17 protein-coding genes are annotated in these 14,593 nt (G+C 56.3%); 2 read left to right on the forward strand and 15 right to left on the reverse strand.

Features of this window, described 5'->3' with window-relative positions; genetic code table 11:
- Positions 1-58: 58 nt before the first annotated feature.
- From GC087_RS16375 to GC087_RS16430, 12 genes are all read right to left on the reverse strand, one after another.
- The gene (locus GC087_RS16375; RefSeq protein ID WP_110267774.1) at positions 59-646 is read right to left on the reverse strand and encodes a GNAT family N-acetyltransferase; all 588 of its coding nucleotides are present in this window, start codon (positions 644-646) and stop codon (positions 59-61) included.
- Between the two features lie 94 nt (positions 647-740).
- Positions 741-1,529, reverse strand: coding sequence for an endonuclease VIII (gene nei, locus GC087_RS16380; RefSeq protein WP_324028712.1), 789 nt, complete (start codon positions 1,527-1,529; stop codon positions 741-743).
- A gap of 11 nt (positions 1,530-1,540) precedes the next feature.
- Positions 1,541-2,188: a pyroglutamyl-peptidase I gene (pcp, locus tag GC087_RS16385; RefSeq protein ID WP_324020210.1), complete on the reverse strand. Its 648-nt coding sequence runs from the start codon at positions 2,186-2,188 to the stop codon at positions 1,541-1,543.
- 6 nt (positions 2,189-2,194) lie between these two features.
- On the reverse strand, positions 2,195-3,211 hold the full coding sequence (locus GC087_RS16390) for a DUF979 domain-containing protein (protein ID WP_324020211.1): 1,017 nt from the start codon (positions 3,209-3,211) through the stop codon (positions 2,195-2,197).
- Positions 3,208-3,939 (reverse strand): DUF969 domain-containing protein, encoded by a 732-nt coding sequence (locus tag GC087_RS16395; protein ID WP_006118446.1) that lies wholly within the window; start codon positions 3,937-3,939, stop codon positions 3,208-3,210. Before GC087_RS16395 ends, GC087_RS16390 begins: the two co-directional genes overlap by 4 nt.
- Before the next feature lie 57 nt (positions 3,940-3,996).
- Positions 3,997-4,734, reverse strand: a complete 738-nt coding sequence (pxpA, locus tag GC087_RS16400; RefSeq protein WP_324028714.1) for a 5-oxoprolinase subunit PxpA — start codon at positions 4,732-4,734, stop codon at positions 3,997-3,999.
- Complete coding sequence (pxpC, locus tag GC087_RS16405) at positions 4,724-5,656, reverse strand: 5-oxoprolinase subunit PxpC (RefSeq protein ID WP_324028716.1); 933 nt, start codon at positions 5,654-5,656, stop codon at positions 4,724-4,726. Before pxpC ends, pxpA begins: the two co-directional genes overlap by 11 nt.
- On the reverse strand, positions 5,650-6,306 hold the full coding sequence (gene pxpB / locus GC087_RS16410) for a 5-oxoprolinase subunit PxpB (protein WP_324028718.1): 657 nt from the start codon (positions 6,304-6,306) through the stop codon (positions 5,650-5,652). The genes pxpC and pxpB overlap by 7 nt, the downstream gene beginning before the upstream one ends.
- 155 nt (positions 6,307-6,461) lie before the next feature.
- Positions 6,462-7,205 (reverse strand): type 2 GTP cyclohydrolase I, encoded by a 744-nt coding sequence (locus tag GC087_RS16415; RefSeq protein ID WP_133745081.1) that lies wholly within the window; start codon positions 7,203-7,205, stop codon positions 6,462-6,464.
- A gap of 17 nt (positions 7,206-7,222) precedes the next feature.
- Positions 7,223-8,650 (reverse strand): deoxyribodipyrimidine photo-lyase, encoded by a 1,428-nt coding sequence (gene phrB, locus GC087_RS16420; protein ID WP_039337966.1) that lies wholly within the window; start codon positions 8,648-8,650, stop codon positions 7,223-7,225.
- A 12-nt stretch (positions 8,651-8,662) separates the two neighbouring features.
- The gene (locus tag GC087_RS16425; protein ID WP_324028720.1) at positions 8,663-9,622 is read right to left on the reverse strand and encodes a YbgA family protein; all 960 of its coding nucleotides are present in this window, start codon (positions 9,620-9,622) and stop codon (positions 8,663-8,665) included.
- A 133-nt stretch (positions 9,623-9,755) separates the two neighbouring features.
- Positions 9,756-10,226: a MarR family winged helix-turn-helix transcriptional regulator gene (locus GC087_RS16430; protein ID WP_282498598.1), complete on the reverse strand. Its 471-nt coding sequence runs from the start codon at positions 10,224-10,226 to the stop codon at positions 9,756-9,758.
- A 57-nt stretch (positions 10,227-10,283) separates the two neighbouring features.
- On the opposite strand from GC087_RS16430, the gene GC087_RS16435 reads away from it, so the two are divergent.
- Complete coding sequence (locus GC087_RS16435; protein WP_110267778.1) at positions 10,284-10,754, forward strand: carboxymuconolactone decarboxylase family protein; 471 nt, start codon at positions 10,284-10,286, stop codon at positions 10,752-10,754.
- 373 nt (positions 10,755-11,127) lie between these two features.
- Here the strand turns inward: GC087_RS16435 and GC087_RS16440 are convergent, their stop codons facing one another.
- On the reverse strand, positions 11,128-11,328 hold the full coding sequence (locus GC087_RS16440; RefSeq protein WP_054634317.1) for a YbfA family protein: 201 nt from the start codon (positions 11,326-11,328) through the stop codon (positions 11,128-11,130).
- Positions 11,329-11,584: 256 nt separating this feature from the next.
- Here GC087_RS16440 and kdpE point away from each other — a divergent pair, with 256 nt between their 5' ends.
- Complete coding sequence (gene kdpE / locus GC087_RS16445) at positions 11,585-12,259, forward strand: two-component system response regulator KdpE (RefSeq protein WP_006118436.1); 675 nt, start codon at positions 11,585-11,587, stop codon at positions 12,257-12,259.
- A 39-nt stretch (positions 12,260-12,298) separates the two neighbouring features.
- On the opposite strand, the gene pgm is transcribed toward kdpE, so the two are convergent.
- Together pgm and seqA are read right to left on the reverse strand one after the other, a co-directional pair.
- Entirely contained in the window at positions 12,299-13,939 is a 1,641-nt protein-coding gene (gene pgm, locus GC087_RS16450; RefSeq protein ID WP_033739321.1) for a phosphoglucomutase (alpha-D-glucose-1,6-bisphosphate-dependent), read from the reverse strand.
- A 25-nt stretch (positions 13,940-13,964) separates the two neighbouring features.
- Entirely contained in the window at positions 13,965-14,516 is a 552-nt protein-coding gene (seqA, locus tag GC087_RS16455; RefSeq protein ID WP_006118434.1) for a replication initiation negative regulator SeqA, read from the reverse strand.
- Positions 14,517-14,593 lie beyond the last annotated feature (77 nt).

The following is a 14,593-nucleotide window of genomic DNA, read 5'->3' on the forward strand; positions in this document are numbered from 1 at the left end:
GGCGAAAAGCGGTGGTGTCCTTACGGGCACCGCCGCTTTTTTTTACTGACGCCGCCGGTCAGCGTGAGCGAATCTTAGTGAGAGGATGAACGGCGGACGTTTGAGATGCCCGAAAGGCCTGCCATTCTTCTCGCGTCACTTCCCATAATTGCGAGTCATGTGTGCCTGAAACGTACTGTTTTTTCTCTGTGCGGATACAGCGCATACCACTGTTGACAGAAATGTTCACAGATCGCTGATTCAGTGCCGCTTTTGGCGTTCTCAGCAGCGGTTTTTTCAGATCGGTAAACCAGTAATCCGTCACGGCCAGGCAGGCTTCTGTCATATAGCCCTGCCCCTGCCACTCCGGTACCAACCAGAAGCCCCGGTTATTATCCGGCGTCTCCATCAGGCAAATAACGCCAATCAGTTGCTGTTCCGCCGTTTTAGGCCGCAATGTCCAGTACCAGCCCGTCCCGGCCGCGACCGCCGGTAAGGCGACATTGGCAATATAGTCTCGTGCCCCGCCCTCGGGATAAGGCCAGGGCACCGAATCGATCAGGTAGCGTACAATTTCCCAGCGCGGAAACGCGATCTGCATGGCATCGGCATCCTCCAGCGACAGGGGTTTTAAGCGCAGCCTTTCCGTCACAATCTCAGGTGTCATGATGATTCCTTATGCTGTGAAGAAAACCGGGTGACGATATCCTTCGCTGACGAGTGACATTGCCCGCGTGCAACGGCGGGACAGGCCAGCGTTTTTATCTCTGACAGCCAGGGCACCAGTAAAACGGTCGGGCGGACAGGAGGCCCTTTTCGATCACTTCGCCGCAGCGGCGACATGTCTTGCCCTGGCGGTGGAACACTTCAAACCGAAATGCCGCTTCGCTGTGGTATTTTTTCATGGTGCCGCGCATGCGATAGGCATGACGCGGCACGGACAACAGCGCTTCGCAGAAAGCCGTCAGTTGCGCCTCACTCAGCGACTGTGCGTTATGCCGGGGAAGCAACTGGGCCAGCCAGAGGATCTCAGCACGTAAATAGTTGCCCAGTCCGGCCAGAAAAGCCTGATCCAGTAACAGTCCGCTGAACCGGCGACGACAGAAACGCGGCGAGCACAGCCGTTCCCTGACCGCCTCTACGGTCAACTCCGCATTCAGTACATCCGGCCCGATGCGATTGAGAAACGGATGACGGGCAAGCGTTTCCGCATTCAGGAGTTCAATATCCGACGCGCTGTAAAGCAATATCGCCTGATTAGCCGTCGCGAGACGCACACGTAACTGCCGTTTTGTCTCGGGCTGCATGTCTGGCGGGACGATGCGCCAGACGCCGTACAGCTGATTGTGCGAATACAGCGTCAGGCCGTTACTGAAATGGGTCAGCAACGCTTTACCGCGCGTCTCTATCGACGCCACCTGTTCTCCCAGCAATGCGGGCTCATAGGTTTTTAATTCGGGAAACGCAAACCAGACGTCGGTCAGGGGCTGGCCGACGATGGCCACTTCAAGCTGATCCGCCACGCGGCGAATCTCCGGTCCTTCAGGCATCACTCGTCCTCTTAATGCGTTGCGCCACCCACTTCCTTCACATCCTGAGCGGTGGTCAGGGTCGTTTGTACGGCAATTTTCAGCGCCTCAATAACGGTTGCGGCGGGCATACTGGGTGCACCCGGGTGATGCACCGCCTGTTCAGGCAGGTAGGGAATATGAATGAAACCGCCCCATGCCGGGCTGCCGTTGCTTTCAAGCCAGTGCAACAGACCATACATCACCCGGTTACAGGTAAAGGTTCCTGCGGTTTGCGACACCGATGCCGGAATGCCCGCTTCCCGCACCGCGGCCACAATGGCTTTGATCGGCAGTCGTGAAAAATATCCGGCCGGGCCATCCTGAACGATGGGTTCGTCCACGGGTTGCCTGCCCGCATTATCCGGGATGCGCGCATCATCCACATTAATACCAATTCGCTCTACCGTGATATCGCTGCGACCGCCTGCCTGCCCGACAGCGATAACGGCATCGGGCCTGATCGTTTCCAGCGCCTGATACAGCACATCCAGCACCTCGCTGAATACGACGGGCAACTGGCGCGTCACGATGCGTGCGCCGGCAATAGTCTGGCCTTCAAGGGCACTGACCGCCTGCCAGGAGGGATTAATGGATTCGCCGCCAAAGGGCTCAAATGCCGTCATTAATACCGTTTTCATGCTGCCTCACAAAAACATCAGGAAGTAGAGTAAGAAAATGTTAACAATTAACAGTAGCACACCGGTTGGCACCTGAGCTTTGATGACCGCGTTGCGATCCGGTAACTCCAGCAAGGCAGCAGGCACAATGTTGAAGTTTGCTGCCATCGGCGTCATTAACGTACCGCAGTAGCCGGAAAACATCCCGATTGCCGCCATGACCGCCGGGTTACCGCCATGCTGTAACACCAGAATGGGAATGCCGATGCCCGCGGTAATAATCGGGAACGCCGCGAACGCATTCCCCATCACCATGGTGAGCAGTGCCATCCCTGCCGCGTAAACCGTGACCGCAATGAAGCGGTTATCCACGGCAAGATAATGTTCGGTGAGATGGGAGATCGCGCCACCGACGCCCGCGGCCGTAAACAGTAGCCCCAGGGTTGCCAGGATTTGCGGCAGGAGAAACGCCCAGCCGATGCAGTCCAGCAAACGTCGGGTTTCCTGCATCGACTGCACTGGGGTTTCACGCGTCATTTTCATGGCGATCAGCCAGCCCAGCAGACAGCCTGTGGCCATGGAGAACAGCGTAATCAGGGTGGAATGGTTGCCCGCGCCGAACACCCACGTTTGCAGACCGGGAAGGTTATTAAACGCTAACACACCGATCACTGTCACGACGGGGATCGCCAGGGCTGGCAGGAAAAGTTTGTTGCCCAGACGCTGGGCACTGGCCTGTTTTTCCGCCTCACTGCGCTGGTGATAGCGGCCCATTTTTACCCCACCACAACCGGCAAGGATCCCCATGATAACCACCGCTACGCCCACGCTAATTTGCAACGTACGTGTGCCGCTTTCGGCAGAGCCCATCATTTGGGTCATCAGAGCGGTTGTCCAGTCACCCACCAGAAAAATCAGGCCATAGAGTCCCCAAAATAAGCCAGTGGTGAAACGGCGCGGATTTGCGCTGTCGCGCCAGGATAAAACCGCGACAACCAGCAGAATCAGGCCAGCCAGCCACATCAGATACTGTTGCTGAATCATGACGGCTCTCCTTTGGCTTTCATGGCCTCGCTGTTGATGACGCGCAGTTCTCGTGCCAGCTGGCGGTCCAGCCTGATCAGGCGGGCGGAATGAATCAGAAAGGCTGAGAGCGCCGTGGGAATGCCCCACAGGGCAATATGCAGTGGCTCAGTCTGGATACCGGCGGACTCCTGCATAAAATTATGCATAAAAATAATGGCGCCAAAGGCGACAAAGATATCCTCGCCAAAGAACAGCCCGACGTTGTCGGTGGCAGCGGACATGGCACGCAGGCGATGACGGACCTCGGGCGGTAGGGCCCCGTAGCGGTTTTCGCTGGCCCCCTCGGCCATCGGCGCAAGTAGCGGTCGCACCATTTGCGGATGACCGCCGAGACTGGTCAGCCCGAGGGCCGCAGTCACCTCACGCACAAACAGATAGACAATGAGCAACCGTCCCGCCGTCGCCGTTTTGATCTGGGCAATCCACGCCTGCGCGCGCTGTTTCAGACCATGGCGTTCCAGTAAGCCAATAACCGCCAGCGGCAGCAGCAGGATCAACGGCAGGTTGCGGGTATTCAGAAATCCCTCACCCAGCTTTTGTAAAATATCGCCCAGCGGCATCAGGGCAGCGATCCCGGTGACGAAGCCTGAAACAATGACCACCAGCACCGGATTAAAACGCAAAACGAAGCCAACGACGATGGCAGCAATGCCCAGCAGCGGCCAGAGATTTACTACGCTGTCCATACTTTTCCCCTCGTGAAATAGTAAGCCCGAGACGTTCAGGCTGGTTATGCCGTTTTTTTATTGACTGGTGACGGTGATAGCATGGCTGGCAAAGCTGGCACGCAGACGTTGCACAAACGTCAGTGCATGCGCCCCGTCACCATGCAGGCAGACGGTTTCTGCGTTCACCTGAACCGCCTCACCGGTCACACTGATGACCTGCCCCTGTCGCACCATCATCAGGGTTTGCTGAATCGCCTGGTCTTCCTCTTCAATCAATGCGCCGGGCTGGCCACGGGGCACCAGCGCGCCGCTGCTGAGATAGCCGCGATCGGCAAACACCTCCTCCCGGGTTTTCAGGCCGTGATGGGCCGCCGCGCGAATCAACTCACTGTTAGCCAGCCCCACCATGATCAGCCGGGCATCGACGGCTTTGACGGCTCGCGCAATCGCCTCGGCCAGCGTGGCATCCGCCGCCGCCTGGTTATACAACATACCGTGAGGTTTAACGTGAACAAGCGACTGCCCTTCGCTCTCCGCCAGACTTTTGAGCGCACCAACCTGATAGATGATTTGCGCATAGACGGTTTCCGGCGGCAGTTGCATCGCACTGCGGCCAAAGTTTTCACGATCGGGAAAGCTGGGATGCGCGCCAATCGCCACGCCAAATTCGCTGGCCCAGCGAATGGCCTGCAACATCATCTGCGCGTCGCCTGCGTGAAAGCCGCAGGCGATGTTGGCGGAACTCACCAGTTGCAACAGTGCACGATCGCTGCTGCTCCCCTCGCCCAGATCGGCGTTTAAATCAATTTTCATTTGCCAGTCCCCAGGCCATTTGCCCCAATACGTGCTGCTGCTGTCGCGTTGCCGCCAGCGCCTCTTCGGGCGTACAGGGCATAAAATGAATCGGCTCGCCCAGACGAATCTGCGCCAGATGATAAAGATCGCATTCAATGACGCAGGCGATACGTGGATAGCCGCCGGTGGTCTGTGCATCCGCCAGCAGGACGATAGGCTGACCGTTTCCAGGCACCTGAATGACGCCGGGCACCAGACCATGCGATAACAACTCGCGCGGCACGTCGCGTTGCAAAGCAAGCCCCTGCAAACGGTAGCCCATGCGATTACTTTGAGGGTTCAGCTTCCAGGCTGCTCGCCAGAACGCCTGTTGTGACGCTTCGCTGAATTCATGGTATTCCGGTCCGGGTAACGCCCGAATACGGTTACCCCAGAGCAACTGGCGCACGCCTTTTTTGCTCGTGAAGTGCTGTTGCGGTTTGCCTAGCGGAATGACGTCGCCGTCCTGCAGCGTCCGCCCCTCAAAGCCGCCAAAACCGGCCTTAATGTCGGTGCTGCATGAGCCCAGCACTGGCGGAATAGCGAATCCACCGTGCACAGCCAGGTAGCTGCGCATGCCGTGAATCGGTTTCTTCAACACCAGGACCTGCCCTTTTTTTACCGGTAAACGCCAGCCTGTCCAGACAGGCTTGCCATCCAGTTCGGCCTGACAACCCGCTCCCGTTAGTGCAAACCACCCATCCCGACGGAATTCCGCTTTAAACTGTCCGAGGACAATCTCCAGCACGGCGCTGCCCGGCGGATTGCCTGCCAGCAGATTGGCTGTGATCATGGCGGGTTGATCCAGAACACCACTGACGCCGATGCCATACTGTCGCCAGTGATAGCGTCCGAAATCCTGAATGCTGGTTGCCAGACCCGCGCGAAGAATGTTTAACATATCCCTTCCTTTTGCGGCACAAACCGGACATTGTCACCCGGACGAAGTAAGGTTGGCGACTGCTGGCTGGGTGTGAAAAGCGCGACCTGCGTCCTGCCAATCAACTGCCAGCCGCCTGGTGAGACCAGCGGATAAACACCGGTCTGGCTGCCGCCGATGCCCACCGATCCAGCCGGAACCGCAACGCGCGGTTCGGCGCGGCGCGGCATATGCAGGCGCGCATCCAGGCCGGCCAGGTAAGGAAAGCCGGGCTGAAAACCAATAAAGAAAACCGCGTAATCCGTGCTGCTGTGTAACGCGACGACCTGCTTTTCCGTCATGCCGGCGTGGTCGGCCACCTGACGCAAATCCGGCCCCGCCTCGCCCCCATAGATGACCGGTATGGTCACAAGGCGCGACTCTGTGTCCTGCGCCTCACTTTCCTGCCACCACTGTTCAAGTTGCGCCGTCGCCTGTCGGGTATCTCTGGGCGGCTCCCGTAACAGCAGCGTCAGGTTGTTCATGCCGGGAATCACTTCCCGGGTCGCGTCGTGTGACTGCAAACGCTGGCACAGATGCCAGATTCGCTGCTGACTGGCCAGCGAAACGGGCGGAGACAACTCCAGTACCACCGCGCGCTCGCCCAGCATATAACATCGTGTTTTTTGCAACACGTACCTCCTGGTAAACAGCTTTGCGGCGCTCAGACAGGATTCTGGCGCGCAAAAGCCAAATGTGTTTTACAACCCAGGAAGGTAGTTATGCGAAAGTGACGGTAATGTGTCAACAGGTTTGGGTTCTGCGCAGATGGCAGAACCCAGGGGGATCAGGCGGGATTGGGAATATCAATAAACGTGACATCCAGGCCATGATGCTCCGCCAGCCATTCACCCAACGCCCGAATACCCGCGCGTTCGGTGGCATGGTGGCCTGCGGCGAAAAAGTGCAGGCCTTGTTCACGGGCGCTGTGAATGGTTTGCTCAGAGACCTCGCCCGTAATAAAGGCATCTACGCCAAAGGCGGCCGCATTATCAATAAATCCCTGACCGCCGCCACTGCACCAGGCAACACGACGGATCGCTGCCGGCGCATTATCACCACAGTGAAGCGGCTCCCGTCCCAGCACCTCAGTAATACGCTGTGCCAACGCATGGCCGCTCACAGGCTGAGTCAGTTCGCCCCAGGGCACCAGCGGCATAATCTCGCCCATCACGTTAATACCCAGCAGCTTAGCCAACTGCGCGTTATTGCCCAGCTGAGGGTGCGCATCCAGCGGCAGGTGCCAGCCGTAGAGGTTAATATCGTTTGCCAGTAGCGTGCGCAGACGCTGGCGTTTCATGCCTTTAATCACCGCCGGTTCACTTTTCCAGAAATAACCGTGATGTACCAGCACCGCATCGGCTTTGCGCGCCACCGCTTCATCCAGCAGCGCCTGGCAGGCGGTCACGCCGGTAACGATCGTTTTCACTTCAGGTCGGCCTTCGACCTGTAGCCCGTTTGGCGCATAATCGCTGAAGGTATGGGTTGCCAGCTGATCGTTAACGATTTTTTCTAACGCATAGTGATTCATTTCTGCTCCTTGCCACCTCAGGCCGCATTTTTTGCGCGCTCGAAGGCGTCGAGTGTCTTTTTACGTGCATCCTTATGTTCCACGATCGGTGTTGGATAATCGAGTGTCTTGTTGTTTTTCCGCGCCCATTCGTGCGGCTGATGAATCGCACTGTCCGGCACGTCTTTCAGTTCGGGCAGGTAGTGACGAATAAAATCACCCTGTTCATCGAAACGCTCACTTTGCGTCGTAGGGTTAAAAATGCGGAAATACGGTGCGGCATCGGTCCCCGTGGACGCCGCCCACTGCCAGCCGCCGTTATTGGCGGCCAGGTCGCCATCGATAAGCTGCTGCATGAAATAGCGCTCGCCTTGGCGCCAGTCGATTAACAGATCCTTTACCAGAAAACTGGCCGTGATCATGCGAAGCCGGTTATGCATCCAGCCGGTCTGCAACATCTGTCGCATGGCCGCATCGACGATGGGATAACCGGTTTTCCCGGCTTTCCAGGCGTCAAAATGCGCCTCGTTTCGTTGCCACGCGACATGACGCGTCCAGTGGACAAAAGGCTGATGCTTACACAGTCGGGGAAACGCAACGATGAGATGGCGATAGAACTCACGCCAGATGAGTTCATTGATCCAGACGGCCGCCGGGCTGTCTTCCAGCGCCCCGGGATGTTCATGCAACACCCGATGCAGACACTGGCGCGGTGAAAGCACGCCGATGGTCAGGTAAGCCGATAACCGGCTGGTGCTGTCGCGCGCAGGCAGGTCACGCTGCTTTGGATAATCCAGCACGGCATGCTGCGCAAACGCACGTAGCCGCTTAATCGCCGCCTGTTCACCGGCCGGAAACAGCGCATCATCAACCTCAGCATGGTCGTAATCAAATGGCGAAATCGCTTTTGGTGTGTTCAGGGGGGCGCCATCCCGGGCTTTAGGCGCCGGGACACACTCAGGCAACCCCTGCTGCAGGCGACGAATAAAGGCTTTGCTGAACGGGGTAAACACTTTGTACATCTCACCATCGCCGGTCTGGATACTGCCGGGCGACAAAAGTACGCTGTCATCAAACCCCTGACAGATCACGTCCGCTTCATCTAACCGCTTTTCCGCCTGCGCATCGCGCTGACGTTCGTTAAATTCGTACTGGTAGTTATAAAACAGTTGATCAACGTTTTGCTGTTCACAAAACGTGACGAGAAAATCCACGCTGGCAGCGAAATCATCACACTGATGAACATGCAGCGGGATGCCTTTTTCGGCCAGTGATGCCTGCAGGCTGCAGAGATTCTGGTGAATAAACGCGGCCTGCCGGGGGGCCATATCGTGTTGCTGCCACTGTCCCGGCGTGGCAATAAACAGTGCTATGACACGGGCATCTGACTTGCTGCAGGCGGCATGCAGCGCAAGGTTATCATTGATGCGCAGGTCATTACGGAACCAGACAAGATGGGTCGTCATCATGCTCCCGACTCATTGTCCGTAGCGCAGGCGCAGCGCTTCCGGGTAAGGATCGAAGTAGCGCTGCTGCGTCAGCCACGGATGAGGATATTCAGCCATGTAATGCTTAAGAATCGTAATCGGTGCCAGTAACGGTTGCGTGCCCTGACGGTAACAATCAATCAGTGACGTCAGTTCTCTGCGTTGCGGCGAACTCAGTTGACTGCGGAAATAACCCTGAACATGCATCAACACATTGGTGTGGTTAGTGCGCGAGGCCGGTTGTGACATCAGATCCATAAGGCGGTTGCGGTACTCGAAGGCAAACGCCTCCAGTGACTCCCACTGGTTCATCGAGGCAACAAAGGGGCCCAGTTCACGGTATTTTTTTTGCGAATGCGCCAGCAGTAACAATTTATACTGGCTGTGGAAGGCAATCAGGCCATGACGGGTCAGCCCCTTTTTCCACATTTCATGAAACTCGTGCAGCGCGCAAATCCGGCCGATAAAGTTTTCACGTAATGTCGGATCGTTCATACGCCCGTCTTCTTCGAGCGGTAACCAGGGCATTTCACGTTGCAGAAAACGGGTAAATATACCGGTTCCCGCTTTACGGTTATTATTGGTGGCGGGCTCGTAGATACGCACGCGCTCCATCCCACAACTGGGTGATTTTGCACACAGTATGTAGCCGCACAGGTGATGCAGCGATTTCACGCGTTTTTCGGACCAGTCGCGCATCTTATCGGTGATGTCATCGCCGCCCTCTTTGCTGAAGCAAAGATGCAGTTCATCGTCGTCGCTCTGCTTAACTAAGCGCAGCGCCGGGCGCGGCGTGGGCAGCCCAATCGCCATTTCAGGGCAAACGGGTTCGAAACGAACAAAAGGCGTCAGTTGCTCAGTGGCGAACGCAAGCCGCTTGTGGCCGCCATCAAATCTGACGCTCTCACCAAGCAGGCAAGCGCTGATCCCAACGGGAATTTTTTCGCTCATACTTGTACAACCTCCGAAAACTTGTAGAGGTTTAAGTGTAGCGTAAAACGACCGGGATGGTACAGATTCTGCGTAGCAAAAGTGAACGCCGCGAAGCCTTTCAGATGACCAGCCCGTGATCTTTTTTAACGGTTTATTCTCCCACTGCCACGCTGACCAGCCAGCGCCGAATCACCTTTTCATCCTCAGGCGTGACACCCGAAAGCAGGCTGGCCTCAACCGTCTGAACCGCTACTTTGCACTGCGCGAGAACGTCACGCCCGGCGTCAGCAATCTCAATCACCTGAATTCTGCCGTGCACCGCGTGCGGACGACGACGAATCATTCCGGCCCGCTCCAGATTCGCCACAATGACGCTCATCGTCTGTGGCGTCAGCAGCGACAGACGCGCAAGGTCGGCACCCGATGCGCCGGGATAGGCCGCAAGCATGGTCAGCACCGAAAATTGCGGCAACGTGACGCCTTTATCCTTCAGCGCATTTTCCATTCTGATTTTATGAGCCGCATGGGCCTGCCGCAGCAGATAACCAATATGGCCTGACTCACCGCGTTTCCCTTCACCGGGTTCGGGGATGGTGGTGCTCTGCAGATCTGACTTGCGCATAATATAAGAGTTCGTATATTGTTATTCGAACTCTTATATTAGCAGATGAGGTATATCGTGACATCGCTTAATCACCGTCGCAGCGACTGGTCTTCGTTCGAACATACCGCACCCGATGTGGTGGCAGCCTTAGCGATGCTGGGCAAAGCCGTTGACGATTCCGGGCTGGAAAAATCGCTCACTGAGCTGATCAAACTGCGCGCTTCACAGCTGAATGCGTGCGCTTTTTGCCTCCAGTACCATCTCAATCTGGCGCGTAAGACCGATTTGAGTCCGGTAAAAATGGATCTGGTCGCCGTATGGCGCGAAGCCGGTATCTATTCGGAGCGGGAATGTGCGGCGCTGGCCTGGACAGAGGCCCTGACCTTAATGGCGCAGCAGCCGGTTTCTGATGCGGTGTATGCTGAGGTCAGCCGCGTCTTCGATAAACAGGAGATCGCGTTTCTTACCTCGGCTGTTGCCGCGATCAATGCCTGGAACCGTATCGCAGGCGCGCTGCAGTTTGCCCCGCCGGTGCCTAAACGCTAGCGGTCTGCCGTCATCAGTGCTTCTGCCTGTGGGCGATATTGCAGCGGGTTCTGAAGCGCGTAAAGTGCGGTGCCCGTCGGGGCCGCCGGTCAGATAATAAGGAAGGGTTGCCCGTGAACGGGCACTGGCGGACGGGGCGGTTTGCCCGGACACTGAGAAGGTTTCCTGCTTCACTGGCGCAAAGCTAAGGCGCAACTAAGCTGCGTGACGGAACGAACAGGGAAAAAAGAGGCGCTGTGTCGCCCTTAACACCGTGCCACAGCACACTGTAGGTGAAAAACAGATAAGCACGTCTGAGAAAACGCTGGCAATCCCCGCTGTAGGGATGTGTCCCCCTGCCTGCGCGGCGTAAAATCAACCGCACAGCAGGGACTTACCAGAAAATACCCGCCGCTGCTTCAGACTGCGCCAGCCAGACCGGTTTGGCGCTGGTTTTGCACCACATCCGATGCAGGTAGCTGTAGAAGCGCGCCCGATCCTGACGAAACAGCATAACCGGCAGAGCGAGCAGACCTGAGAGGATGACCAGCGTTCGGCGCAAAATAATTTTGTGAAGTGGATAGGTGCGGTACATAGCAGCCTCCTGAGTAAAAAAACGTCATAAATGTGATCTGTGTCTAATATTACGCCGGGTTGGATGATTTTACTACTCATCTGACCACTAAATTTGCGTCTTTTTTGTTCTGCACGGGTAAGTTTACCTGGCCGTTATACCCAGGTTAATTATGAGTTACAGAGGTGATCCTTCAACGGATTTCATGGCAACACGGACGAACGCCAGAAAAGTTGATACAGTGTGTTTCCCCTTTTCAGGCAATGGCAGGATTGGTGTGACCACGGTTTTAATCATTGAAGATGAGAAAGAAATTCGCCGCTTCGTGCGCCTCGCGCTGGAAAGTGAAGGCCTGAAGGTTTTCGATGCTGAGACGCTGCAACGTGGGCTGATCGAAGCCGCCACGCGAAAGCCCGATTTAGTCATCCTTGATCTGGGTTTACCTGATGGCGACGGCAAGACGTTTATTGGTGAACTCCGCCAGTGGAGCACGCTGCCGGTTATTGTTCTCTCTGCCCGTACTGACGAGCAGGACAAAATTGACGCACTGGATGCTGGTGCCGATGATTACCTGACTAAACCTTTTGGGATTGGTGAACTGCTGGCGCGTGTTCGGGTCGCCCTGCGGCGTCATGCCGGGAAGCACCCCGATCCGAAGGTCAGCTTCGCCGACGTGGTCGTCGATATTGCCGCACGGCGTGTGCTGCGCGCGGGCGAAGAAGTTCACCTTACGCCCATCGAGTTTCGTTTGCTGACCACATTACTGAATAACGCGGGGAAAGTTCTGACGCAGCGTCAGCTGCTGAATCAGGTCTGGGGACCCAATGCTGTCGAACACAGCCATTATCTGCGCATTTATATGGGCCATCTGCGTCAAAAGCTTGAAGCCAATCCGACACAACCCGTTCACCTGCTGACGGAAACCGGTATCGGCTACCGGTTCATGCCATAAAAAAAGCGCCAGCGGCGCTTTTTTTATTTAACAGATTTATCAGGCGTTTTTCAGCACTTCACTGACAATCTCGACGGCTTCTTTCTCGATCTGCGCACGGTGCTCTGCGCCCAGGAAGCTTTCACAGTAGATCTTATACGCGTCTTCGGTGCCCGATGGACGCGCAGCGAACCAGCCGTTTTCCGTCATGACTTTCAGTCCACCGATAGACGCGCCGTTACCGGGAGCGGCCGTTAAGCGCGCGGTAATCGGATCGCCCGCCAGCGTATCTGCACTGACCATTTCAGGTGACAGCTTCGACAATGCGGCTTTCTGCGCTGATGTTGCCGGTGCCTGCAGACGGTTGTAGCTTGGCGCACCGAAGCGTGCAGCCAGTTCATCATAGTGTTGCTGCGGGTTCTTACCCGTTACGGCCGTAATTTCTGCCGCCAGCAGACACAGGATGATCCCGTCTTTGTCGGTTGACCAGGGTGTGCCGTCGAAGCGCAGGAATGACGCGCCCGCACTTTCTTCGCCGCCAAAACCAAAGCTGCCATCAAACAGGCCATCCACGAACCATTTAAAGCCCACCGGAACTTCTACCAGCTTGCGGCCAATATCGTCCACGACCCGGTCAATCATCGCACTGGACACGAGGGTTTTACCCACGGCAACATCCTGACCCCACTGCGGACGGTGCTGGAACAAATAGTTGATCGCAACGGCCAGATAATGGTTTGGATTCATGAGCCCGGCAGGGGTAACAATGCCGTGACGGTCATAATCTGGATCGTTTCCGAAGGCCAGATCGAATTTGTCTTTGTAGGCCAGCAGCCCCGCCATGGCGCATTCGGACGAACAGTCCATGCGCACCACACCATCTTTATCCAGGTGCATAAAGCGGAAAGTCTGGTCGACAGCGTCATTCACCAGCGTCAGATCCAGCTTGTAGTGCTCAGCGATACGCTGCCAGTAAGCGATCCCGGAACCGCCAAGCGGATCGACACCAATCTTCAGGCCCGCTTTCTGAATCGCAGGAATGTCGATGATCTGTGACAGACCTTCCACGTAAGGCTGAATCAGATCTTTTTCATGGATGTGGCCGCTGGCCCAGGCCTGATCCAGTGACAGACGTTTAACGTCTTTAAGGCCGTCTTTCAACAGCTGATTCGCGCGGTCTTCCACCACTTTGGTAACGTTGGTATCTGCCGGACCACCGTTTGGCGGATTGTATTTAATGCCGCCATCTTCCGGGGGATTGTGCGACGGCGTAATCACAATGCCATCCGCCAGTGGGCCGCCGGATTTGTTGTGTTCAAGGATAGCGTTCGAAATCGCAGGCGTTGGCGTATAACCGTTATCCTGCTGAACGATCACATCAACCCCGTTTGCGGTCAGCACGGACAGCACGGACAGTAGCGCGGGCTCAGACAGCGCGTGCGTATCTTTACCCACATAGCACGGGCCGGTAATACCGTTCTTTTTACGCTCTTCCGCAATCGCCTGCGCAATCGCCAGAATGTGCTTTTCGTTAAAGCTGTGACGTCCTGCGCTACCGCGATGGCCTGATGTGCCAAATTTCACCGCATGTTCTGGATTCGCCACATCGGGCTGCAGGACATAATATTGTGAAGTTAATTGTGCAACGTTAATCAAATCGCTCTGCTGGGCAGGCTGCCCGGCACGGGGGTGATTGGCCATTGGCGCTTCTCCCTGACGCTTCAGTTTAAATGGTGCCGCAAACTTTCTCAGCCAGTTCCGATGGGAACTGCATCGACAGCATAATGTGTTCGATCATGCTGCGTTTACGACCGGTATTGGTATTCGTAATGACCCAGTACGGCGTGCCGGGCACATGCTTCGGCTTGGTATGGGTGCCGCTTTGCAGCAGCGTGTGCTCATCGCCTGCAAAATAGATGCGCGTACGGCCCTGCATGGAGGTGGTCGCCTCAGCAAACGCGGCCGTATCCAGACGATAGAGCGTTGACAAGATTAGCATAAAGCGATTTACCGCCCGCTTCTGCTCTGCATATTCATCAGAAAGCAGCAACTCGCGCACCGCACGAACACGATCCTGAGGGCGTGACTCATTCCCTGCCGACTGTGCCGTTTTAGACGGCTGCGAGGCGGCAACAGGCTGTGTTTCGGTCGCGGTGGCTGTCTGACCCGCAGTAAACTTCAGCATACGGCGCAGAATATCGGATGCGCTTTCGCCAATATGTTGCGTGTGGCTGGCAATATAACGGTAGAGCTCTTCGTCAACTTCGATCGTTTTCATCTTATTCCGTACGGTTTTGACTCACGACAGAACCCGCGATTTTCTGAAAATCCAGAGGTAAACACCGGGGTTTCAGG

Origin of the sequence: Pantoea sp. JZ2 (assembly GCF_035191405.1) — a bacterium.
Classification (GTDB): domain Bacteria; phylum Pseudomonadota; class Gammaproteobacteria; order Enterobacterales; family Enterobacteriaceae; genus Pantoea; species Pantoea stewartii.